Source organism: Streptomyces sp. Ag109_O5-1 (assembly GCF_003814875.1).
GTDB lineage: Bacteria > Actinomycetota > Actinomycetes > Streptomycetales > Streptomycetaceae > Streptomyces > Streptomyces sasae.
On record NZ_RKQF01000001.1, the window covers coordinates 1,753,704 to 1,776,363 of the forward strand.

General features: G+C 66.8%; 20 protein-coding genes, 1 tRNA gene and 4 pseudogenes. 11 read left to right on the forward strand and 14 right to left on the reverse strand.

Going from position 1 to position 22,660, the window contains the following annotated elements; translation table 11 throughout:
* Nucleotides 1–139 precede the first annotated feature (139 nt).
* Nucleotides 140–682 carry a winged helix-turn-helix domain-containing protein gene (locus EDD90_RS07965; RefSeq protein WP_123972406.1) on the forward strand — a complete coding sequence of 181 codons (543 nt, stop codon included), beginning with the start codon at nt 140–142 and terminating at the stop codon, nt 680–682.
* Nucleotides 683–851: 169 nt separating this feature from the next.
* On the forward strand, nt 852–1,973 hold the full coding sequence (locus EDD90_RS07975) for an IS630 family transposase (protein ID WP_311737270.1): 1,122 nt from the start codon (nt 852–854) through the stop codon (nt 1,971–1,973).
* Between the two features lie 50 nt (nt 1,974–2,023).
* Here the strand turns inward: EDD90_RS07975 and EDD90_RS07980 are convergent, their stop codons facing one another.
* The 4 genes and pseudogenes from EDD90_RS07980 to EDD90_RS08000 all read right to left on the reverse strand — a co-directional run bounded on the left by EDD90_RS07980 (nt 2,024) and on the right by EDD90_RS08000 (nt 5,821).
* Nucleotides 2,024–2,839 (reverse strand): phosphotransferase family protein, encoded by an 816-nt coding sequence (locus EDD90_RS07980; protein ID WP_123972408.1) that lies wholly within the window; start codon nt 2,837–2,839, stop codon nt 2,024–2,026.
* Nucleotides 2,840–3,490: 651 nt separating this feature from the next.
* Nucleotides 3,491–3,762, reverse strand: a pseudogene (locus EDD90_RS07990) (NADPH:quinone reductase); the annotation flags it as partial.
* 236 nt (nt 3,763–3,998) lie between these two features.
* Nucleotides 3,999–4,643, reverse strand: coding sequence for a response regulator transcription factor (locus EDD90_RS07995; RefSeq protein WP_123972409.1), 645 nt, complete (start codon nt 4,641–4,643; stop codon nt 3,999–4,001).
* On the reverse strand, nt 4,640–5,821 hold the full coding sequence (locus tag EDD90_RS08000; protein ID WP_260327718.1) for a sensor histidine kinase: 1,182 nt from the start codon (nt 5,819–5,821) through the stop codon (nt 4,640–4,642). Before EDD90_RS08000 ends, EDD90_RS07995 begins: the two co-directional genes overlap by 4 nt.
* Nucleotides 5,822–5,942: 121 nt before the next feature.
* Here EDD90_RS08000 and EDD90_RS08005 point away from each other — a divergent pair, with 121 nt between their 5' ends.
* The 3 genes from EDD90_RS08005 to EDD90_RS08015 are packed head-to-tail and all read left to right on the forward strand — an operon-like array spanning nt 5,943 to nt 8,628.
* Nucleotides 5,943–6,872 (forward strand): ABC transporter ATP-binding protein, encoded by a 930-nt coding sequence (locus EDD90_RS08005; protein ID WP_185148980.1) that lies wholly within the window; start codon nt 5,943–5,945, stop codon nt 6,870–6,872.
* Nucleotides 6,869–7,726, forward strand: a complete 858-nt coding sequence (locus EDD90_RS08010) for an ABC transporter permease (RefSeq protein WP_123972411.1) — start codon at nt 6,869–6,871, stop codon at nt 7,724–7,726. Before EDD90_RS08005 ends, EDD90_RS08010 begins: the two co-directional genes overlap by 4 nt.
* Nucleotides 7,723–8,628, forward strand: a complete 906-nt coding sequence (locus EDD90_RS08015) for an ABC transporter permease subunit (RefSeq protein WP_123972412.1) — start codon at nt 7,723–7,725, stop codon at nt 8,626–8,628. Before EDD90_RS08010 ends, EDD90_RS08015 begins: the two co-directional genes overlap by 4 nt.
* Before the next feature lie 340 nt (nt 8,629–8,968).
* On the opposite strand, the gene EDD90_RS08020 is transcribed toward EDD90_RS08015, so the two are convergent.
* The 5 genes and pseudogenes from EDD90_RS08020 to EDD90_RS55190 all read right to left on the reverse strand — a co-directional run bounded on the left by EDD90_RS08020 (nt 8,969) and on the right by EDD90_RS55190 (nt 11,485).
* The gene (locus tag EDD90_RS08020) at nt 8,969–10,204 is read right to left on the reverse strand and encodes a pentapeptide repeat-containing protein (RefSeq protein ID WP_185148981.1); all 1,236 of its coding nucleotides are present in this window, start codon (nt 10,202–10,204) and stop codon (nt 8,969–8,971) included.
* Between the two features lie 271 nt (nt 10,205–10,475).
* Nucleotides 10,476–10,598, reverse strand: coding sequence for a hypothetical protein (locus tag EDD90_RS08025; protein ID WP_260327720.1), 123 nt, complete (start codon nt 10,596–10,598; stop codon nt 10,476–10,478).
* Nucleotides 10,595–10,921, reverse strand: coding sequence for a putative quinol monooxygenase (locus tag EDD90_RS08030; protein WP_123972414.1), 327 nt, complete (start codon nt 10,919–10,921; stop codon nt 10,595–10,597). Before EDD90_RS08030 ends, EDD90_RS08025 begins: the two co-directional genes overlap by 4 nt.
* A gap of 98 nt (nt 10,922–11,019) precedes the next feature.
* A pseudogene (locus EDD90_RS56940) lies at nt 11,020–11,172 on the reverse strand (AAA family ATPase); the annotation flags it as partial.
* Nucleotides 11,173–11,248: 76 nt separating this feature from the next.
* Nucleotides 11,249–11,485, reverse strand: coding sequence for a hypothetical protein (locus tag EDD90_RS55190; RefSeq protein WP_185148983.1), 237 nt, complete (start codon nt 11,483–11,485; stop codon nt 11,249–11,251).
* A 490-nt stretch (nt 11,486–11,975) separates the two neighbouring features.
* Here EDD90_RS55190 and EDD90_RS08045 point away from each other — a divergent pair, with 490 nt between their 5' ends.
* Entirely contained in the window at nt 11,976–12,851 is an 876-nt protein-coding gene (locus EDD90_RS08045) for a MarR family transcriptional regulator (RefSeq protein ID WP_123972415.1), read from the forward strand.
* A 208-nt stretch (nt 12,852–13,059) separates the two neighbouring features.
* Here EDD90_RS08045 and EDD90_RS08050 read toward each other — a convergent pair whose 3' ends face one another.
* Both EDD90_RS08050 and EDD90_RS08055 read right to left on the reverse strand, forming a co-directional pair.
* Nucleotides 13,060–13,512 carry a hypothetical protein gene (locus EDD90_RS08050; RefSeq protein ID WP_123972416.1) on the reverse strand — a complete coding sequence of 151 codons (453 nt, stop codon included), beginning with the start codon at nt 13,510–13,512 and terminating at the stop codon, nt 13,060–13,062.
* An 87-nt stretch (nt 13,513–13,599) separates the two neighbouring features.
* Nucleotides 13,600–13,992, reverse strand: a complete 393-nt coding sequence (locus tag EDD90_RS08055; RefSeq protein ID WP_123972417.1) for a hypothetical protein — start codon at nt 13,990–13,992, stop codon at nt 13,600–13,602.
* Between the two features lie 243 nt (nt 13,993–14,235).
* On the opposite strand from EDD90_RS08055, the gene EDD90_RS08060 reads away from it, so the two are divergent.
* The 4 genes and pseudogenes from EDD90_RS08060 to EDD90_RS56945 form a co-directional block, all read left to right on the forward strand.
* Entirely contained in the window at nt 14,236–15,540 is a 1,305-nt protein-coding gene (locus tag EDD90_RS08060) for an IS256 family transposase (RefSeq protein ID WP_260327723.1), read from the forward strand.
* Between the two features lie 523 nt (nt 15,541–16,063).
* A complete protein-coding gene (locus EDD90_RS08065; RefSeq protein WP_123972418.1) occupies nt 16,064–16,450 on the forward strand; it encodes a hypothetical protein in 387 nt (128 codons plus the stop codon).
* Nucleotides 16,451–17,260: 810 nt separating this feature from the next.
* Nucleotides 17,261–17,629, forward strand: coding sequence for a hypothetical protein (locus tag EDD90_RS08070; protein WP_123972419.1), 369 nt, complete (start codon nt 17,261–17,263; stop codon nt 17,627–17,629).
* Nucleotides 17,630–18,049: 420 nt separating this feature from the next.
* Nucleotides 18,050–18,343: pseudogene (locus tag EDD90_RS56945) on the forward strand (hypothetical protein); the annotation flags it as partial.
* A gap of 127 nt (nt 18,344–18,470) precedes the next feature.
* On the opposite strand, the gene EDD90_RS08080 reads toward EDD90_RS56945, so the two are convergent.
* Nucleotides 18,471–19,358, reverse strand: coding sequence for a GNAT family N-acetyltransferase (locus EDD90_RS08080; protein WP_123972421.1), 888 nt, complete (start codon nt 19,356–19,358; stop codon nt 18,471–18,473).
* Nucleotides 19,359–19,655: 297 nt separating this feature from the next.
* Nucleotides 19,656–21,187: pseudogene (locus tag EDD90_RS08085) on the reverse strand (ISL3 family transposase).
* A gap of 364 nt (nt 21,188–21,551) precedes the next feature.
* On the opposite strand from EDD90_RS08085, the gene EDD90_RS56310 reads away from it, so the two are divergent.
* Complete coding sequence (locus EDD90_RS56310; protein ID WP_221305078.1) at nt 21,552–22,520, forward strand: alcohol dehydrogenase catalytic domain-containing protein; 969 nt, start codon at nt 21,552–21,554, stop codon at nt 22,518–22,520.
* On the opposite strand, the gene EDD90_RS08095 is transcribed toward EDD90_RS56310, so the two are convergent.
* Nucleotides 22,485–22,569 (reverse strand) — tRNA-Leu (locus EDD90_RS08095). The two genes, EDD90_RS56310 and EDD90_RS08095, sit on opposite strands and share 36 nt — an antisense overlap.
* Nucleotides 22,570–22,660 lie beyond the last annotated feature (91 nt).

Consider the following 22,660-nt stretch of genomic DNA (forward strand, 5'->3'; position numbering starts at 1 on the left):
TGCGCGTGGGTACGTGGCGGCTGCGGCTGCACGCCGGAAGCCGGGGACAGCCGCAGCCGTACTCTGCCTCTAGAGATCTTTAACGGTGCGGGTTACGACGGGTCGTGACGGCGGTTGTGGTCTGCGCTATGCCTGGAGGATGAGGTATCCCGATGGCGGTGGATTGACGGCCAAGGAGCGGGCTCGGCGTGAGCAGGTCCGGCTCGAAGCCGCTGACCTCATCGAGGCCGGGGCCAGCGACCGGGAGGTGGCCCGGCCATTCAGGGTGACCCGGATGTCGGTGAACCGCTGGCGGCGGGCGTTGGCTTCGGGCGGTCGGCAGGCCCTGGTCTCCAAGGGGCCCGGCGGGGCCCGCTGCAAGCTCGATGCGGGACAACTCCGTTTCCTGGAAGCCGTATTGGATGCCGGACCGGCCGCTTCCGGCTGGTCCGACCAGTGCTGGACGTTATCGAGGATCGCCGAGATCGTGCGTCGCTGGTTCGGTGTGGAATACACCCTGGCCGGACTGGACCTGCTGCTGCACCGCATCGGCTGGAGCGTGCAGATGCCCTCCCGCAAGGCCACCGAGCGGGACGAGGCGAAGATCGCCGCATGGAAGGACGAGCAGTGGCCCCTCATAAAAAGAGGGCGGCGGACTTGGGCGCCTGGCTCTGCTTCGAGGACGAAGCCGGCCAGGGCCTGAGGCCGCCCCAGGGCCGCACCTGGGGCCACCGGGGCCGCACCCCGCTGGTGCGCGTCACCGCCCAGGGCACCAAACGTGTCTAGTGCTTTGACCGGGATGGTTCGCCGGGTTGAGGCTCGTGGCGGTTGGATGGGCGGTGGCTTCCGTTGATCTGACCGTTGGGGGTGTGGTGGCTGAGCCTGTCCGTGTGCGCAGGTTGACCGACCAGGAGGGGCAGAAGCTGCAGCAGATCGTGCGCCGGGGCAGCACCAGCTCGGTGCGCTACCGACGCGCGATGATGCTGCTGGCCTCGGCCGGCGGGAACCGGGCCCCGGTGATCGCCCAGTTGGTGCAGGCCGACGAGGACACCGTCCGGGATGTGATCCACCGGTTCAACGAGATCGGTCTGGCCTGCTTGGACCCTCGGTGGGCGGGAGGCCGTCCCCGCCTTCTCAGTCCTGACGACGAGGGCTTCGTCGTCCAGACGGCCACCACCCGCCCGACCAAGCTCGGCCAGCCTTTCACCCGCTGGTCAATTCGTAAACTCGCTGCCTACCTGCGGAAAGTGCACGGCCGCGTGATCAGGATCGGCCGTGAGGCGTTACGGTGCCTGCTCGCCCGCCGCGGCGTCACCTTCCAGCGCACCAAGACCTGGAAGGAGTCACCGGACCCCGACCGCGACACCAAACTCGACCGCATCGAGCACGTCCTGGAACGCTTCCTGGACCGGGTGTTCGCGTTCGACGAGTTCGGGCCGCTCGGCATCCGCCCCACTGCCGGCTCCGGCTGGGCGCCCGCCGGTCACCCCGAGCGGCACCCCGCGACCTACCACCGCACCCATGGCGTCCGCTACTTCCACGGCTGCTACTCGGTCGGCGACGACACGCTCTGGGGCGTCAACCGCCGCAAGAAGGGCGCCAACAACACCCTGGCCGCCCTCCGGACGATCCGCGCGGCCCGCCCGGACGGCGCCCCGATCTACGTCATCCTGGACAACCTTTCCGCACACAAGGGCCAGCAGATCCGGCGCTGGGCCAAGAAGAACCGCGTCGAGCTGTGCTTCACCCCGACCTACGCGTCCTGGGCCAACCCGATCGAGGCCCATTTCGGGCCGCTGCGGCAGTTCACGATCGCGAACTCCCACCACCGCAATCACACCGTTCAGACCCGGGCCCTGCACGCCTACCTGCGCTGGCGCAACACGAACGCCCGCCACCCCGACGTCCTCGCCGCCCAACGCCGCGAGCGTGCCCGCGTCCGCAGCGAGAAGGGCATCCGTTGGGGCGGACGCCCACTCGACACGGCAGCCTGACGACCCGGTGAACCGTCGCGTCAAAACGCTAAAAGGGAAATAGCGCCATCTCAACCCAGCAGCTCCATCAGGCGGTCGGCCTGCCGCTCTGCGGTGCCGGGTGGATTCCTGGGGCTGTCTGGATCGTCGAACGACAACAGGAACAGCCAGACAAGGGCGAGGAGCCGCCGACAGTCGCGAAGCCGGGATGCCTCGGCTGCGGTCAAGTCGACGTGTGCCAAGAACGAGGAGACATCGAGAGGCGGTCCGATCCAACTGGACACGTGCTCGGTGATCTCGGCCAACTCGAAGGCTCGATCACTACGGCCGGAGTCCTCGAAGTCGACGACGTGGACCTTGTGTCCGTCCCAGAGGTAGTTGGCGAGGTTGCCGTCTCCAGGCCCGAACGCTGCTGGGACGTCACGCTCGCCGTTCTCCAGACCCGACTGGGCCAGCCACGCCAATCCAGCGACCTTGCCGCGGGCTACTACGCTGCTGTCGTCACGACGCTTGACAGCTGACCAGGTACGCAGGTGCGTGATCAGCTCGCCTTGATGTCCTGGCCTGAGCGGAACTCCCGCGAGCACTGACGGCGGGACCGCATTGTGCATTGCGGTGACGGCATCCGCGAGGGCCTTCAGCTGCCGGTGGTCGAGAGAGCGCCCCCGCAGAGGCGAGCCATTCAGCCGGGACATCACGAGGGTCGGCTGCGGCGCAGCCAACTTCGATAGAAGCGGCTTGGCGGCCAAGCCGGGAGCGTACGCGGCAAGCAGTGTCAGGGCACGCAACTCGCGCTCGCACCGCTCGCGGTCTCCCACGCTGAACCGCTTGATGACACTGGTTGGTCCCATCTCGATCGCGTGAGTGCTCCATCGATCTGAACTCATGGGAGGTGATCTTGCCAGGCGTCAGCCTGTCGCAGGAGACGCTGACAACCGATCGAACCCCACGGTCTCGCCGACTCGCTTCGGCAACCTGACCAACCCGGTGAACCTACGCGGTCAAAGCACTAGCAGGTGAGAGCTGGGCTGGCTATCTCGCAGCCCGCCAGGCCGAATAGATCAACGGACAAAATCCGCTGACCTGCTGAAACGTGGCTCCCGGGGCGTGGGCTTCCAGTGAACAGTTATGGCGTCTCCGGTGAACTGCCTCTTGTTCGGCTTGCGGGTGTCTGGCTGTCTCACGGGTTGCCACCTAGTCCCGGGTTTTGACGGGCCACCGGCGCTCTGTTCACCCTGACCGGCCTGGCCTCACTTCCGGACCACCCCGCCGCCGAGGACTTGATCCGAAGTTCAGCGCGATGAGCGGCAAGGTCGTGGGCAGCGAGCACGCCGTCCTATGCCGCGTCCACGACCTGCAGGTACCACCGGAGATTTTCACCGAAGTCGTGCAGGACAGACTGTGCCAGTCAAGATCCTCGAGTCAGGGTCAGTCCTGCGGAGTGAGCTGGACGATTGGGATTGCGCGGTCCGTCTGCTGTGCGTACTCGTCGTACAGCGGAAGGATGCGCATCCGCCATCAACGACTAGACCTGCTCGTCATCGCTGGGGGACGTCGATCAGGACGCGGCCACGGCTACCAGCGTCCATGCGGTCGTGGGCCTGGGCGATGTCGTGAGCGGGAAGCGGGCGCCGACATCGACGGTCAGGGCGCCGACGGCGGCCGCGGCGGTGAGGTCGCGGGCGGCTTGGCGTTTGGCCTCGGCGGGGAAGTCGTCGCTGCCGAGCAGGCGCAGGGTGACGTTGTTGAACAGCAGGGTCAAGAACGGGATCTCGGTGCGGTCGGAGCGGGTGGCGTACGCGGTGATGATGGGGGTGCCCTGCCGCGCAGCGCCGGCTGCGCCGTGACCGGCGAGATGTGGATCGCGGCCCTGAGCCGGCCTGCTCGAGGCGATCCCTCACAAGCGAGTGATCCACGGGATCGACGCGGATGGGTCGGTTCCGTCCGGCTCGCTGCTTCCTGGCGGGGGTCGCAGGAGTCGGCTTTTCCACGGCACCCGGAGCGGGAGGGCTTCACGGTCCGGGTGCCGGGCGGCGGTTTCCGGCATCAGACCAGGCCTGACTCGTAAGCAGCGATTACGAGTTGGACTCGATCCCGGGCGGCGAGCTTGGTCAGCAGCCGCGCCACGTGGCTCTTGGTGGTGGCCATGCTGATGTACAGGTGGGCGGCGATTTCGGCGTTGGACATGCCGCGTCCGATGAGGGTCAGTACCTCGCGTTCGCGGTCGGTGACCCCCTTGATCTCACGTCGGCGTCGCGCGGGGATGGCGCCCCCGCCGGTGAACTCCTTGATGAGGCGGCGGGTGACGCCTGGTGCGATCAGGGCGTCGCCGGCTGCGACGACGCGGAGGGCCGTCACAATGTCGTCCAACACCATGTCCTTGATCAGGAAGCCGCTGGCGCCGGCGTGCAGTGAGGCGTACACGTTCTCGTCGTCGTCGAAGGTGGTGAGGATGACCACGCTCGCCCGGGTTCCTGCCTTGATGAGCCGGGTGGCCTCGATGCCGTCCATGACGGGCATCCGGATGTCCATCACGACGACGTCGGGGTGGAGCTCGGTGGTCAACTGGACAGCTTCGGTGCCGGTTCCGGCTTCCCCGATGATCTCGATGTCCGGGATGTCGTGGATCAGCATGCGCAGACCGGCGCGGACTACCGGCTGATCGTCGGCAAGGAGCACACGGATCGTCATATCGGCAGCCTAGCCGCGACCCGGAAGCCGCCTTCAGCCCTCGGTCCTGAGGTGAAGTGGCCGCGGAGCAGGGCGACTCGCTCGCGCATTCCGGTAGTTCCGTAGCCGCTGCGCGGGTCTGTGGTCGCACTTGCGTGTCCGTCGTCGGTGACCTCGATGGACAGTTCCTCCTCCTGGTAGTCGACGCGGACGAGGCAGTGGGCGGCGCCCGCGTGACGTACGACGTTGGTCACCGACTCCTGGATGACGCGGTAGGCGGCGAGCTCGATCTCGGTGGTGAGCGGCCGTCGTTGGCCATGCCACTGCACCTCGAGCTGCACTCCGGCGTCCGCCGCCGTCGCGGCCAGTCGGTCGATGTCCTCCAGGCTCGGTGGCGGGGTGGACGGCTCCGGTTCCGATTCGGCCTCGCGCAGGACGCCGAGCATCCGTCGCAGCCCGGTCAGCGTCTCCCGGCTGGTCTGCTCGATGATGCCCAGTGCCTCGCGAACACCGTCCGGCTGGCTCTCGACGGCCCGCTTGGCCGCTCCGGCCTGGATCGCGATGGCGCCGATGCTGTGGGCCACTATGTCGTGCATCTCCCGGGCGATCCGCAGCCGCTCGGCCTGGACCGCCTGCGTCGCGGCCTGTGCTCGCAGGGCCTCGGCGTGGTCCTGCCGCAGTCGAATCCAGCTGCCCAGGATCCAGGCAACGGCGGTGGTCACGACGAGGACCGACCATGGACCGGTGAGGACCTCAAAGGCCGCAGCCCCGGGAATGAAGGCCGTCGCGGCCAGGGCCCAGACGGCCAGCACGCCGGCCACCGCTGCGGCGGCGGCCCGGCGCGAACGGGTGACAGCTATGTAGAAGACCAGCACGTCCGCCGTGAGGAACAGGGGCCACGTGGTGTCCCCGCACACCCGGGCCACGGCCGCCTCGGTCAGCAGCACCGCGAGGACCGGCAACGGTCGGCGGCTCGCCCAGCCGACCGGCCATGCCATCAGCAGAGCCAGCCCTACCAGGATCCAGCGCGCGATGTGCACAAAGTGACCAGGCGGCAGGAAGACCGGGTGCGCGGGTTGCGGCATCGCGTTGTACAGAACCAGCGCGAACACGGGGACGGCGCACCAGCCGAGTGCCGTCAGCGGGTCCGGCGACAACCGGCGCAGCAGGGCGGCGGGCGTCAGGAGGAGGGGTCGCACCCGGCGATGCTATCCACCGAGGTCGAGGGTGGTATCGGACCGTGGTCTGCATCCCGCAGGCTGACAAGGCGGGCCTGTGGACTGATGTGACGCCGGCCCGGTCACCGACAGCCTGGATTGCGTGATCGAAATCAACCAGCTGACCAAACGCTACGGCAGCGTGCTGGCCGTGGACGGCGTGAGCTTCTGCGTCCAACCCGGACAGGTGACCGGGTTCCTCGGCCCCAACGGTGCCGGCAAGACCACCACTATGCGCATGCTTCTCGGTCTGAACGCTCCCACCAGTGGCACCGCCACCATTAACGGTCGTCCCTTCCGCGAGTTCGGAACGGGCCTGCGCCACGTGGGCGCCCTGCTGGACGCAGGCGACGTCCACCGGGGGCGCACCGCGAACGCACACTTGGCCGCCCTGGCCCGCAGCAACGGCCTGCCCCGCCGCCGGGTGGAGGAAGTCCTTGAGATGGTGGGTCTGGGCGAGGCGGGTCGTCGGCGGGTCGGCAGTTTCTCGCTGGGCATGCGCCAGCGCCTGGGGATCGCCACCGCCCTGCTCGGCGATCCGCCGGTCCTGCTCTTCGACGAACCGATCAACGGCCTGGACCCCGAGGGCATCCGGTGGGCCCGCGAGCTGTTCCGCCGCCTGGCCGCCGAGGGACGTACTGTCTTTGTCTCCAGCCACCTGATGAGCGAGATGGAGCACACCGCCGACCACCTCATCGTCGTCGGCGACGGCAGGCTGCTCGCCGATGAGCCCCTCGCCGACTTCGCAGCCCGCGCCACCACCGCCGGCGCCACTGTCCAAACCCCCGACCCGGCCGCGCTGGCCGAGGTGCTGCGCAACGCGGGAGCCTCAGTGCTGTCGCAGGGCCATGACACCCTCACCGTCACCGGCCTCACCACGGCCCGGATCAACGAACTCGCCTTCACCCACCGTGTCCTGGTCCACGAGGTCAGCGCGCACGTCGGAACACTGGAGGACGCCTTCATGGAACTGACCGCCGCCAGCGTCCAGTACCGCGCGTCGGCCACGCCCGGAAGGAGCAAGGACCGATGACCACCCTTTCGACGCCCCCCGCAAAGGCAACCCGCCACGGTGCCGGGAAACCTGCCCTCTGGCGCGACCTGCTCGGCGCCGAATGGATCAAACTCTGGTCGCTGCGCTCGACCCCCATCGTGCTGGGCGTCCTCCTTTCGCTCTACCTGTACCTGGCCTACCACGCCGCCCAGCTCGACCACGACTCCTACCCGACCTGGCCCGCCTTCGCCAAGCTCGACCCGGACCCCGCGCACGACGCCTTCGACTTTCCGAAGTTCCTCCTGCTCATGGCCACCGCCGGCACGATCGGCGCAATGAGCGTCGTGGGCGAACACGCGAGCGGGCTGATCCGCGCCACCCTCATCGCCGTGCCGGCCCGAGGCCGCGTGATACTCGCCAAGGCCACGGTGGTGACCGCTGTACTGGCTGTCCTCGGCCTGCTCATCGGGGTCGGGGGCTGGGGCATCACCCTGGCCGTCATCTCGGACCGGATCAGCGGCTTCTCCTTCACCACCCCCGGCATCTGGCGCCTCATCGCAGGCACCACGGTCATGGTCCCGGTCTGCGGCCTGATCGGCATGGCCACCGCCACGCTCATCCGCAACACGGCCGGAAGCGTGTTCGCCGTTCTCGCCTTCTTCCTGGTCGGTCCACTGGCTGTCAAGGCGCGCCTCCCCCTGCTGTCCGACGATCAGCGAGCAGACCTGGGCAATACCCTTCCCGCGTATGCCTGGGGCCGCCTGAAGACCATGAGCCATGGGCACCTCGTGGAACGCGTCTCCTCGATCCCGGCGGCCTGGATCTCACTCACCGTCTGGGCCGTCGTCTCGGTAGTCATCACTGTGACGGTCCTGCGGCGCCGCGACGTGTGACCACGGTGCCGACACCGACACCCGAGCAAGCACGCCCCCTCCGGGCTGAGATGCCGCCACAAAGGAATCCCATGGCCACAACGACCAAACCAGCAACCGGCGCAGCCGGTGACGAACTCCGCGGCCGGTTCCGCGACCTGCTCGCCTCAGAACGAATCAAGCTGTTCTCGCAGCGCTCGACCTACATCCTGCTGGCACTCGCTCCAGTGATCACCGTCTGCGGTGAGTGGTTCACATGCTCGGGAGTCCACCTTGTCGGCGCGTCGGCGCATGCTGCCTACGATCCGCTGAGGGGTTCCTTCAACTCCGGCACGTGGAGCTTCCTCATGGTCGGCGCCAGCATCCTCGGTACCCTGGCCATGAGCAGCGAGTACTCCAGCGGACTGATCCGCACCACCTTCCTGGCCGTTCCCAACCGTCGACGCGTCGTACTCGCCAAGGCGGTCGTCCTCGCCATGGTCACGTCCCTCGTCGGCATGGTCACCGCGATCGCTTCGTTCGTCACCGCCCAAGCGATCCTGTCCGGTGAACAGCTCGGCATTTCGATCAGCCAGCCGGCGGTCCTGCAGGCTTTGGTGGCGTCTACCGCGATCCTGCCCGTGTGCGCGGTCATCGGAATGGCCGTCGGCACACTCATCCGAACGTCCGTGGCTGCCCTGTTCACGGCCGTCCTGTTCCCGACCCTGCTAGGCAACGTCCCGTCCGGCAGTCACCAGTTGGCGGCTGCTCTGAGTAATTCGGCACCTCAGAACGCGTGGAGCTCCCTGAGCAGCCTCGGCACCGAGTGGGACAACATCGGTCCCTTCCCTCCCACCGCACTCCAGTCCTGGACAGCGCTCGTGTTCTGGCCGCTCCTCACGCTTCTCGCCGCCCAGATCGCCATGCGCCACCGTGACGTCTGACCGGTCACCAGTTCCGACATGTCCGCCGTAATCTGTCGGCCCGGTCCAATGCCAGCCTTCGTTCGGCGGTGCTGCAATGCGCTGAGACTCCCCCTGTGACGACCTCGGCTCGGTCTGCGACGGATCGCGACCCGCCGCCCCGGACTGCGCGGGCAGCGCCACGCCGGGCTCCAGGGCATGGTCACACTGCTCCGCGGCTGGATCCAAGGCAGGAGGGGCCCCTTCGCCCCACAGCGCCATGGCGGAATAGTGCACGATCCGAATACCGGCTCTCCGCCAGTTAAACGCGCTTAATCGGATTAATCGGTCTCTGATCACGTGGGTCAATTCTTCTTTTGGCTTACCTCTCTGCTGCTTCTTCGCTGCTCTGGTGGACGGTGGCGGGCAGTTTGGTTGTCTGGTCAGTGGAAGCTGACCGGACCTGTTCCAGGGTCAGCCTCTCGGCTCCCGACAGGTCGGCGTTCTCCAGGTGGGCCTCCGCGAGTATCGTCCTGGTCAGGTCCACTCCTGTGAACGTCGCTCCGCGCAGGTCGGCCTTCGTGAGGGTCGCCCCGCGCAGGCTGGCCTTCGTGAACGTCGCCTTGGACAGGTCGGCTTCCGTGAATATCGCCTCGCGCAGGTCGCCCCCTGTGAACGTCGCTCCGCGTAGATAGGCCTTCGTGAGGGTGGCCCCGCGCAGGCCGACCTGCCCGAGCGTCGCCTTCCGCAGGTTGGCCTCCGTAAGCGTCGCCCCGGACAGGGTGGCCCTCGTGAGCGTGGCTCCGGACAGATTGGCGTTCGTGAGGGTCGCTCGGGACAGGCTGGCCCTGGTGAGCGTCGCCCCGGACAGGTCAGCCCTCGTGAGCGTGGCCCTGCGCAAGGTGGCTTTCGTGAGTGTCGCCCCGGACAGGTTGGCGTGGGTGAGGTCGGCTTCAACGAGTTGCGCGCCGGCGAGGTGGAGGCCGTGGAGGTCGAGTTGTTCGCGGGGGTCGACGTGGGTGCGTGATTCGGCGCGGGTGAGGGCGGTGAGGGCTGCCTGTACGTCGGCGGCGGGCTCATCGGGCAGCGCGCTGTGGACCAAGCCGGGGCTGCCGGGTTCGCTGTTGCCGGGCTCTGGGGCGGGCTGCGCTTTGGGCGTGCGGTGGCGGATGAAGTGTCCGAGGACGCGTGCGGCGTCGGTGGCGGCCTGTTCGGGGGCGTCTTGGACGATCTGTTCCAGGGCGAGGATGCCGCCGATGCGGACGTAGATCTCGTTCGAACCGAGCCGTTCCAGGGCCTTGGTGAAGCGGTCGGTGATCTGGCCACGGCGGGTGAGCCGGTAGGTGCGGGCGGTGTAGAGCAGGGCAACGCTGGCGCCGAGGGCGGCGGCGAGCGCCACCACAGCGGTACGCAGGCCGGTGACGAGAGCGGCAGACCCCTTGGCGAGTTCGCTCCGGTCGATGTACTTGGCGTCGATCTCATAGGGCCCCTTCCACAGGAGCCAGGGCAGCCCGACCAGTAACAGGACCGCCCCTGCCGCAATGGCAGCCCACATGCCCCAGTACCGGGCGCGTTCCACCCGCCGAAGGCGTTCCCGGCGCCGCTCCAACTGAGTCATGCCCGCCCGACGCACGCGCTGTCGCTCATGACGCTGACGGAGGCCCTGTACGAGGCGTGGTGTTCTCATGCCCGGTACATGCCGATACAGCGATGCTCGGTTGCAGTCGTCCCGAGATCGGGGCTCAGCACGCGCTGAGAGACGCGCACGGCCAAGCGGAGGGGCATTGTGCACACCAGCAATACCGCCCCTTCACCAGAAGAACGTACTTACGACGTGGTGCGCGATTGAGGTTGGGGCGTGCTGGCCTGGCGGTTTGGCTGGTGGGTGATCACCTCATGGCGGTGCGGTCGGAGACCAGGCCGGCGATGGCCAGGTGGGTCTCGGCGTAATACTCGCGCCGCCCGATCCAGCGCTGCAGCGGCCGCCACTGCATGTGCTCGGCGTTGATCAAGACTTGGCGGTTCGGCCGCCAGCATGGACGGCGTGGCCGTAGAAGCCTTCGGGTTGCTGAGCCAGCAGTGGAGGAACCTGGCGAGTCACCGCTGTGACCGGCTCAGAACGCGTGGTCGCGTCGTGTGCTTCCTTGTCGATCCATAGTTGTGTCAGCCAAATCGTGTCCGGGTCGTCGAAAGCCGCGTTGATGCTGTACGCGAGCAGGCCGCTGTCGTCGCCGCCGGCGCGGAATCCGTCAAGGAGCAAGGCGATCAGCTCGTCACGCCGACCGGGCAGTGCGGTCATTCGCCCGTAGACGCTGAACATCTTCTCACTGGACACGCGCGTTCACCCTTTCGCTTGATCAATCCGCGTTCGAGCCTGTCCCGCTGTCCCGAGAATTCTGTCACCGACTTCCTCCGCCGGGGGCAAGTCGACCGTCGTCCATAGTGGGCGATGGCCGTCAGCTGCCTCTTGTCGGCCGCCTCGACCAGTTCGTTGACCAGCTTCGTCGCCACGACGTACTTCACTCGTAAGCTGGCCATCGCGGCCTCGGTCCTGAGTGCGATCGGCAGGTGGGACGTGCCGGTGCCCAACGACCTGATGCGCCAAGGCTGATAGCCCGGCCTGGATACGCGATGGCCGTGCGGGACGATCACGATTGTGACGTCAGGATGGGCCCGCACGGCCTTGAGCCATCGCATCTGCACCGGCCTCCCACGCCGCCTCCTGGGCAAGCTGATCGCCGAGCTCGCCGCCCCGTGGATCGCCCGAGAGGAGTCCCGCCTGCGCGAACGCCGAGGCCATGAACGGCAGCGCGCCCCCGGCGCGGGCCCGGGCCACGAGCTGGTTTTCGCCGACCGGGTGATCGCCACCGTGGTCATCCTGCGCTTCCAGCTCCCGCACGCCGCCCTCGCCCTGTTCTACGGAGTGGACCGCTGTCGGACCGCGGGGCGCACGCCACCTGCACGAGCAGCTCCTAGCCCACCACCCAGATCCGCCGCTCCCGGACTGCTGAACCATCCTGGCCCGCTGCCCGATCCGCTCCAGGTGCCGATCGGATCCGACGTACGGGATCTCTTGGCGCCCGCTCACCGATCGATGACGCGCCCTCGTCCCGCATGCGCCCGACGGACCGTGACACCGCTCTGAGCTGGTCCGATCCGGAAGCGATCGGGCCGCTTGACTTCCTGACGGAGCGGAGCGTCCATGGTCGTGGCCGACGAACCGAGCGGGTTCACGGGGATCCGTGAACCCCCTCGTGCCACGGTCATGTTCGCCCGGGAGACATCGCGATGCGCACGCGCCCGGCGAACGTCCGCGGCCCGCATAAGCGGGCCGCCCCCGGCCGGGGACCTCCACCATTCGACATGCTCATGCAAAGCGAGGTTCCCTCATGTCCGACACCATCACCGACGGCACGCGCACGCTGCACGCCGTTCCCACCCCCGAGCCGCTGGCTGGACTGACCGGCGCGCCTGCCGCGATCTACGCCGAACTCGTCCAACGCACCGGTGACGACGAGGCCACAGCCGCCGAACTGGCGCTCGCCGCCGGCCTGGGCCGCTCCACCACCGGCAAGGCCCTGGTCACCCTGGAGGAACACGGCCTGGCCGTACGCACCCCGGGCGGCCACGACGGTCGCCGCCGCACCCCCGACCGCTGGCGCGCCGCACGCACTCCCGAGACCAGCGGCGAGGCTCCCGCCCATACGGAACCCGCAAGCAGCCTGCCGGAGACCGGCATCACGGACGCCCCGGACACGCACAGCGCCGAGCCGGACGGCGACAGCACAGACCATGAGGGTGCAGCTGTCGCTCAGACCACACCGGACACCCTCACCTCGCCGGACGACGGCAACGCGGATGCCGCAGTCCCGGCAACCGAGGCGCCGCAGGACGCCAAACACGGCAACACCGACAACGGCAACGAGGACGGCCCGGACGACAGGGACAACAGCGAGGGCTCGGGGGACACGAACGCCCCAGCCCTGCCCGCGGACACCGGGCGGCAGACCGCCCCGACGGAAGCGATCATCCTGCACGGTGAGAAGAAGCGGCTCGCGCCCGGAGGGCTGCGGGACATGGTCATCGACCACCTCCAGGCGCATCCCGGCGAGGCGTTCACCGCCACCAAGATCAGCCGGGTGATTGGGAAGTCCTCGGGGGCCATCGCCAACGCGCTGGTCAGCCTCGCCCGGCAGGGCATCGCCGAGCAGGTGAGCGAGCGCCCTCGCGCCTACCGTCTGGCGACGCCGGAGAACAACGCATAGCCGACCGGTGACAGCGACCGGGCTGGTTCCCACGGGGGTTGGGAACCAGCCCGGCCGCTGTGCGAGTCTCCCACACCGAGCGAGCAGCGACGGTGAGGGTGAAGGTTACGGTTGTGGTGCTTCGAACGCATCCTGATTGGGCAAAGCCTCATCGGCTGCGGCGCATCCGGGTAGCTCACGCGAACCGGCCATGTGCCAAGAAAGGGGACTAGCGAGTCCCCGCCCCGCCGCCCAACACATGCCGCACCAGCTCCCCGTCCTTCCTGGGCACCACCAGGTCATACGTCCCCGCGCCCGTAACGAGTTCGTATCGCTCGAACTTCCGGGCCAGGCGCACCTTCCCGGCCGCCGGCTTCAGCCGGAACGGCGCCTGAAGGGTCGCACTCCGGCCTCCTCGCGCGTCGTTCCAGACCGGCGCCTCACCGGCGGCGAGCCGAAGGTAGCCCTGCCTCAGCCTCGCGATCTGCTTGCCCTTGCCGACCGAGACCTTGACCGTCCCACCGATGCTCTGCGTGAACCCGACGACCCGCAGCGGCTGACCGCCGTCGAAGTCCGCGATGTCCCGCGCGGGCGTGCGGCGCCGGATCCACGCCCAGCGCAGAAGCACGTCCACCATGGTCTCGGTACCCGCGGAACGGCGTTCCGCGCGTGAGCCTGTCACTTCCCACTCCTCAACCTCAGTACCGTGCCGCCGAAATTCCCGCGGCGGCTGATATTCGTGATCTCATCCGTCATGCCGCTGAACACATCAGGCGACCTGCCAGGCGGTCTGCAATGCCAGGCGCGCCAGCGACGCGTCGACGGCCTCTACAGGCGACTTCCAGTCGAACCCCCGCATCCGCTCGACGAACTCCGCCGGTAGCACCACGCCGTGGTGTCCCACGTAATGCGCGAGATCGCGGCGCCAGACCCAGGCCCCATCGGTGAACAATGACGAGCAGCCTACGAGATTCTCGCCACAGCCCAGTAGGCACTTGTCGGTCTCGGTGAATTCGGCAACCACCGGGGAACCGGCAAGGTACGCGACGGCGACGGCCGCGATCCCCTGCCACTCCCCGGAGTCCGAGCGCGTGAGTTCATCGATCCCGGGAAGATCGACCGGCCCCTTGAAGAACTCGCGGACAAACCCGACTCTCAGCATGACTAACGCGCACCTCCCGCCATGGGAAGGAACATCCGCCAGGTCCCCCCAGGCTCCAGGAACGGTTCCTGCGATCCGAGACTCGGCATGACGCCAACCTTGGTGGTGGGAGCCCAGACCGGCACGCCCAGACCATTGGCGACATCCTGCCCCACACCGGATCGGGGACTGTCCTGAAGTTTGTGTTTGGCCTGGTGTGACCCGAGTTGGCATGAGATGGGTTCTCTGCCGGGAAGGATCACGATGGGCAGTACGAACGAGAGTGGCCCCGAGGGTAACGAGCATCAGGTGCGGACGGGGGCGGAGTTGGCGCAAGCAGCGACTGAGCAGGACCGGGGGCTGGCCGAGAGCCTGATCGAGCGGGCCCGCCGGGACGGGCTGCAACTGGTCGGCGAGAACGGGCTGCTGACGGGGCTGGTGAAACTGGTCCTGGAGGGTGCGCTGGAGGCCGAGATGGCCGAGCACCTGGGCTACGAGAAGGGCGATGCGGCCGGCGCGGGCTCGGGCAACCACCGCAACGGCACCAGCCGCAAGACCGTGCTCTCGCAGGTCGGACCGGTGACCATTGACATCCCCCGCGACCGGACTGGCAGTTTCACCCCGCAGATCGTGCCCAAGCACGCCCGGCGCGTCGACGGCTTCTCGGAGACCATCGTCTCCCTCTACGCCAAGGGGCTCACGACCGGGGAGATCCAGGCCCACCTCGCGGAGATCTACGACGTGGAGGTCTCCCGCGACCTGGTCTCCCGTGCCACCGCCCAGGTCGCAGCCGACCTCGCCGTCTGGCGCACCCGCCCGCTCGACCGCATCTACGCGGTCCTGCTGATCGACTGCATCTACATCAAGATCCGCGACGGCGCCGTCGCGAACAAGCCCGTCTACATCGCCGTCGGCATCAACCTCGACGGCGACCGCGACGTGCTCGGGATGTGGGTCGGCACGGGCGGTGAGGGCGCCAAGCAGTGGATGACCTGGCTGACCGAACTACGCAACCGCGGCGTCCAGGACGTCCTGATCGCCTGCTGCGACGGGCTGAAAGGCCTGCCGGAGTCGGTCAACGATGTCTGGCCCCAGGCCGATGTCCAGCTCTGCGTGGTCCACCTCGTCCGCACGAGCCTGCGCTACGCAGCCAAGCAGCACTGGGGCGCCATCGCGAAGCAACTGCGCGAGGTCTACACCGCCAAAACCGCAGATGAGGCCGAGCAGCGGTTCGCCCGCTTCGAGGAGGAGTGGGGCCAGCGCTACCCGGCCGTGGTCGATACATGGCGCCGCAGCTGGGAGCACGTGATCGTGTTCATGCGCTTCCCGGCCCCGATCCGACGTGTCGTCTACACCACGAACATGATCGAATCCCTCAACTCCCGCTTCCGCCAGGCCACCCGACGACGCGGGCACTTCCCCGACGACGACGCGGCCTTGAAGGTGCTCTACCTGGTCATCCGCAACCCGATCAAGAACCGCCCCAACGTCACCGGACGGACACCCGCCTGGAAACAGGCCATCAACAGCCTCGCCAGCTACTACGGCGACCGCGTCACCGACCGCTAATCACGAACAACCACACCAGGCCACCCACAAACGATCAGACACTCCCCACTGTCCAGCATCTGCACACGTACTATGTGCTGGCGGGCGAGACCCCGGTACTCGTTCACAATTCCGAGTCGTGCAAAACTTGGCCGAACCTTGAGAAGGACGATGTTCCCATAGCTTTGGACAAGGTTCCGACAGTCAGTACATCGGAACTGCACGAAGCTACAGGGCGTTTTGCCTATGTGGTTATGCCGGATGGAGAGTTGCGAGTGACTAGACTTGGCAGCATTTATGGGCACGTCGATCTAGCGCAAGGTGCTGACGTAATTGCGGCTGGTGAGGTCAAAATGTGGCAGGGGACTATCAAATCTATCGACAATAGATCTGGGCACTACCAACCGACTGGTGCTGAACCACGAGCAGCTGCCGAGGACGCATTCCGCGGAGCCGGGTTTGACGTGGGCGAGAAGACATATAAAGAGCGATGGTAGTGGCTCTCCCTCGGGGAGGCGGAGGCGAGATTGGTAAAGGGGTCTAAATGCCTGAAATCGAGATGCATGAATTGCTCCTGCAGGGATTTCGGAGTGTTTCCGCGATTCTGAATGAACGGCATTCTACTCTCATTGTAGATCCGATTTTGGCTGAACTTGCCGAGCTCGCTTCTCGCAATGAGGAGTCGGACGGAGTGAGGCGAGCCATCCTTGAATTGCTTGACTCTCCAGACTTCTCTGCAGATGCGGAAGTGGCTCAATACTTCGCTTATCGATTCAAGTGGGATTGGCTGAAGGAAGAGATTCGCCAACGCTATCTAAAAAGCGTTTCAGGCGTAGATCATAAGCGAGCAAGGCACTATCAGAGAATGTTGGAGGCTTTCGCTGATGACTGGGAGGATAGGGACCTATTTCCCAGTCTCGGCATTTACTGAGATTCTGTCGCCGGTGCGCTTTAAGCGAGGAAGCCGCAGTCGGCGCTGTCGGCGAGGAAGCGGAAGGTCTCGTCGGGGTTCCGAAAGCAGCCTTTTCCCGGGTGATGGCTCGGCTGGATGGGCTACGGGTGGAAGACAGGCCCGTGGTGGATGGCGTTGAGGTATTCGGATCCCGCCCGGGTAGCACGTATCGAGGTCGTGGCCCTACGGCGGATTCCGATCTCGATATGCTCGTTTCGATCGCCCCTGCAGTGCTTCAAGGTCGTAATGGGCGCTCGGTTCGAGACACGCTGGGCAAGATTCGCGCGGATTTCCAGGAAGAAACCAATATCGAACTCTCACTGTATGCCCCGGACAGTGTCTCTATGTTCAAGTCGTCGATCCCTGGAACCAATTTCGTGAGGCTGCGGTGAACGAAGATTCTGTCAGGCTAGTAGTAGGCGGCGCTGAACTGCCCATCTCCGCTACGCAACGACTGCTGCAGCGGACTCCGTACCCCGGCGGGCATCGATATGAGCTGCTTCTGTGCGATCAGAAGGTGATCAAACGCTGGTTTCGCGATGTCGAATCACAACAATCGCCGGGGTCGGATGTGCAGTGGACCGTTTTCTATGGCCTGGACAGGGTCGCCGGGGAATTGTGTGCGCACCCTCCAGGCAGGGTCGAGTATCTGCTGAACTCCGTCGACTCCATCCAGGTGGGGCAGGAGGAAATGATCATTTCGGGGAGGGGTGCTCAAAGATCGTGGAATCCGTTCGGGGCGATCATGAGCCGCGTCCATGACGCCTGGAGTGCAGGGGAGCGGTAGTCGTGGGTGTGTTCGTCCGGGTCAGGGGTTGGCTGGAGTGCGATGATCGGCAGCTCGCCCAGGTCAGGGAGATCGTTGAAGCGGACGATTCTGATCGGACGTACAGCGGCGGCTGGGCCTTTCCCCCGAGGCAGTACAACTTCGTCAACTGGGTTTTCTTCGGTGCCGAGATGCGTGCTCAGTCGGTCGACTGGTTTCTGGACCGACTGCGAAGCGTGGCGCGGATTCCGGCCTCCGATGAGGACAATGACCTGATCACCGGCCTGTTCTTCGTCAGCCACGAAGTCGATGGCATGAGCGAGTGGCAGGTCCGCGACGGCACGGTGGAAATCCGGGCCGCGAGCCAGGAATATCAGTTCCTCGACGAGTAGGGCGTTCGACCGGAGTGAGCCGGAATCCGAAGCTCGGCGGCGCGGCTGGCCGGTCGGCGAGACCTTCCGGGCACCCGCGCCAAGAGGCTCCCGCGCCGCCGTCACGGCGGCGCGGGAGACCACTCTTACGGCGTGGCCAAGGTCTCCGGGCGGCGGATCACCGCCGAAATGCCTCGGATGCCTGCTGCGAATCCGGTCTCGTGCAGGCATGTGCCGCCGGTCCGCAAGGCGCCGTCCTCAGAGCCCTGCGGACCCTGGGTGTGCTCGTCATCCACGATCAGCTCCGGTGACCCACGGCTGGGAACCACCCGATCCGCGGACCGCGACGACCCTGGTGGCAGGGTTCCACAAACTGGACGCGAAACTTCGCCGACTAAGCCCGTGCGTGTGTCATCCAGAGACGAGAGGGCGAGTCCGCCGGACGCCGAAGACTGCTACGCGGCCCGCGAGAACTTGGCTCATCCTCTGTTCACCGAGATCGCCACGGATCGGCAAGTGCAGGACTGTAGCGCGATGGTGCGCGCCTGCACCCTCGGCGTAGGGATCCTCTCGGACGAACCGCGACGAGAACTGACAGCGGCTCTGCCCGGCCAAGCCGCCGCCCCCGGCCCCGCCTTCGTTGTCAACCAGGCCGCGACCGGGTCCCGCTTACAACACCGCCGCCAAGAGCTGAACGAACCATCAGAGACCGGATCAAGCACGTTGTACTGGTGAAGAGGCAGTATTCGATCCATGCGCTATTCGAGCAGCGGTTTGCGGCAGATGGTGCGCCCAGCCCACCGTGTCGCCAGTGCGCGGGCTTCCGGCGAGCCTTCCCTAGGTCGTTGTCCAAAGGCGCCCCTCACCCGGCCTCTGGTGCGCCGTGGGAGAACTTGTACCCGGCGAAGTCGGCGACATGGACGTACCCAATGCGCTGGTAGAGGGCATTGCTGGTGGGGTTATCCGGGTTTGTGAACAGGACAACGTCCGTGGCCCCTGCGGTCAGCGCGGCCCTGCTCGCCTCGACCGTCACAGCTCCCGCGTAGCCGCGGCCGCGGAGGTGTGCCGGGGTGTAGACGGGGTCCACCCGGACCATGCCGCCGACGACCGGGGTCGAGGCCGCCATCGAGACCGGGGTGCCGTCTGGGGTCTCCCAGAACGTGAAGTGCCTGTCGCCGAAGCGCGAGTCCTTCCAGGAGCCGGCGTCGATCAAGTCGATGGAGGATTGCTCCCCGACGTCGACGCAGAACTCGCGGCACCAGCGCACGATTTGCTCACGGTCCTTACCGCCCGTGAGGCGGCCCCGGCCTTCCGGGCGTGGTTGCGGTGGGGTGAGTGTGCCGAGACGGTACAGGTGTGTCCGCCAGAAAGGTTCCGACGACGCGTCCGTGTGCTGCTGCCACGACTCGGCGAAAGCGCCAGCGGTGGCGTGGTCCGCGATGACGTGGGCGGGTGAGTGGCGAAGGCTGGCCAGGTGTGCAGCGAGGGTGTCGGTCTGCTCTACAGAGAGGGGTGTGAGGCCCAGGCGTCCGCGGGGAGTGAGATAGAAGATCGCGCGGACCTCGCCATGTGACTCCAGTCGGCCGAAAACGGCGGCTTCGGCGTCGTGATCGGCCGCCTTACGTATCCGCAGTTTCTCGATGTCCGTCAACGGCGTGTTGTGCAGGGCGGCGCGCGAGCGCAGGAAGTCCCCAGCTCGGGCGAGGAAGTCGTCGACGTCTTGGGTGAGGTGCCAGTCATCCGGGAGCATGCTTCATGATCTCGGACGACATCGACTCGGGGACCGCTTTCTCAACGCCTTTGAGTCAGTGTCGTCCCCCTCGTCCAGTGCGGGCGCGTACAGGTCGCGCAGGGGCGCCGGCCGGGGTGCAACTAGAGCGTATCTCTTTGATGGGTTGGTCAGTTGATCGGATATGCCCGTCCGGTTATTGATCACTGATGCGATGCGGGACCGGATCGAGTCGCTGCTGTCGGCCGATCCGGTCCGGGTCGGGGGAGTGTAAATCTAACGGCCCTGTCTCGCATCCGGTGGTGACGGAGCGTGCTGTTATCCGAGGAGGATGCGGTGCCGGAGCAGGGTGAAGCCTGCTCGTCCGTGCATCTGGCGCGCGATCCGTTTGGTCTTGGTGTTGACGCCCTCGGTAGGGCCGTTGCTGTACGGAAGCGTGAGCCCGGCGATCACTGCGTCGATATCCCGGTCCAGGCCCCGGGTGAAGGCGTGTAGGTGGGGCAGGTCGGCTGTTCGGACTTGGGCGATCCAGTGCGTGAGCGCATCGGCGTTGTCGGTGTGTGGGGTAAGGAGCGGGGCGAAGTCTCTGATGTCTGAGGCCAGTTGGGTCATCTCGGGGCAGGCGGCGGTGAGCTTGGCCAGGAGTTCGTGCTGCTCGGGCTTGAGGTTGTCGGGTCTGGTCAGCAGCATCCGGGCGAGCCGGCGTGGCGAGATATGGCTGCGGTCGGCGTCCGCGCGGCCTTGGTTGATGTACTTGTGCAGAAGGTTCAGGCAGCCCGTGAAGCCGAGGGTCTTGATCTCTTCGAAGAGGTGCTGGACGGGGACGCCGGGGTCTTCACTTCGGCGTTTGCGCAGGTGCTCGCGGTAGGGATCGACCAGGCCGGCACGGTACTTGGGGACGCGGAGCATGCGCTCGGGCCGGTCGGCGCGGGCGTAGCGTTTGACGGTGTTCAGGGCCAGTTGCAGGCGGCGGGCGCATTCGAGCAGGCCCACGCCCTTCTCGAGCAGGCCATGAACCTGATGCCAGCGTTCGAGGGTGGTCTGAGCGCGGGGCCCGTCGTAGATCGGCGCGTCCAGCACGGTGGCCCAGCAGGTGCTGTGTGCCTTCACCTCACTCAGGGCGGCTTCGCACAGGTTCTTCCATGAGTGCCAGCGATCACCGACTTGAACCGCGTCAGGCAGAGCGCGGCGGATGGCCTCGGCGTATGTGGTTGAGCCGTCGCGGCACACGACCTCGATGCCCGGATGCTCGCGCAGCCAGGCTTCCAGCGTGTCGGCGGTGCGGTCGGGCAGTACGTCGATCCGCTCATGGGTTTCGGCGTCGATCACCACGGTGGCGTAGCGGTGGCGCCGGCGCAGGGCGAAGTCGTCGACGCCGATCACGCGGGGCACCCGCCCGGTGGGCAACGGGATGCGCAGCAGGGTGCGCAGGGCCGTGTGACGGGACAGGACCACCGCGAGTATCGCCAGCAAACGTGATCCCGCCCGGCCCGCTAACTCTTTGACCACGGCCTTGACCTGCCTGGTCAGACGAGCGGTGCGTCGCTGGTATCGCTCCAGCACCCGGGCACCTGTTCGCGGAAGGTGTGGCGGCAGCCCCGCGTGGGGCACACCAGACGCCGCACCCGCACACGGACCACCACACGTCGTCCGTCGACCGGAACGTCGGCCACCGTCCGCCAGTGATAGCCGTGTACCCGTCCCGAGGAGGCCCTGCACACCGGGCAGACCGCGGTGTCCAGCGGAGTCCGTGCCCGCACCACGATCCGCTCACCCTCGTCGGCAACGTCCTCGACGACCAGCGGGGACAGACCCGAAAACACCGTCTGCACAAGCTCGTTGACACTCATCACATGAAGGTCAACGACCCTGACAACTCTCCGTCACCACCGAATGTGAGACAGGGCCGTTAAATTGACACACCCCCCACCTCACTGTCACCGACGGCAAGATCAGCTCGCTGCGGGTCGTGTACGACCAGACGCCGTTCGCCGCCCTGCAAGGCGGCACCGGCCAGTAACCCCGCAGGCGGGTGACACCACCGCCGACGTCACCACCCACGGCCCGGGCCCCGGGGCACCGCCGGTCCGACAGGCACCCACCACCCCCAGTGCCCCTGCACCGCGCCACCCCGTCCCTCAGGACGGGTCTTCTTGTGAAGGAACACGTCTTACGCGCAGGATCCAGTACCACTGCTACGGCGGCCCCCACACGATGCGACTGGAGGACTTCGTCCTGTCCTCCCCGAAGGAAGGCGAGGTCGCGGTCACGGTCGCCGCAGCCGCCATCAACCCGATCGACTGGAAGATCCGCCAAGGCGCGCTGAAGATGATGACCGGCCGGTCCTTCCCCCGTGCGATGGGCTCGGACTTCGCCGGCACCGTCACCGCGACCGGCCCCGGCGTCACCGCCGTCAAGCCCGGTGACCACGTGTACGGAATCGCCCCGCTGGGGTCCAGCGGGGCCTTCGCCCAGGCGGTGATCGTCCCCGCCTCCCACCTGGCCCTCAAGCCCGCCGGTCTGTCCTTCGAACAGGCCGCGGCCCTCGCCACCCCGGCGGTCATGGCCCAGGCCGGACTCATCGACCGCGCCCGCCTGCGTGCCGGGCAACGGGTCTCCCACCCGCGCACCGTCAACCTACGCGAAAACGTTGTATGCCGGGCCCTGGACCAGTGGATCGCCCGGGCCTTCGCCCCCGACCGGCTCACCGCCACCCTCACCGCCCTCACCCACGCCAGCGCCGCAGCGAGCACCGCAGAGACCCACACACCCGAGCAGGCCCAAGCACGCCAGGCAATCAAGGACTGCGAGCGACGACTCTCCCGCTACCAGGCAGCACTCGAAGCCGGAGCGGACCCAGCCGTCGTCACCCAGTGGATCAACGCAGCACAGCAAGACAAAGAGGCAGCGCAGAAGAAACTCGACGCGCTCCCCACCCTCACCCGGAAGAAGCAATCCCCACTCGACGCCCAGCAGATCCGAGAAATCACTGACAGTCTTGGAGGCATTGCACAGCGCATCCACACGGCCGACACCGACAAGGAAGGCCCGCTCTACGAGGCCCTGGGCATCACCATCAGCTACGAACACGCAAAGAGGACCGCGACCGTAAGGTCGAGGCCCTCATCACCGTATCGTCAGTGGTCGTGTCCGAGGGGGGACTTGAACCCCCACGCCCGTTAAAGGGCACTAGCACCTCAAGCTAGCGCGTCTGCCATTCCGCCACCCGGACTAGGTGTCTGCCGCCTGACCGGGGGTGTTCCCCGCGGCGACATGGACAACAATACCAAGCTTTCGGAGTGCCTTTCACCTGCGTTTCCGTC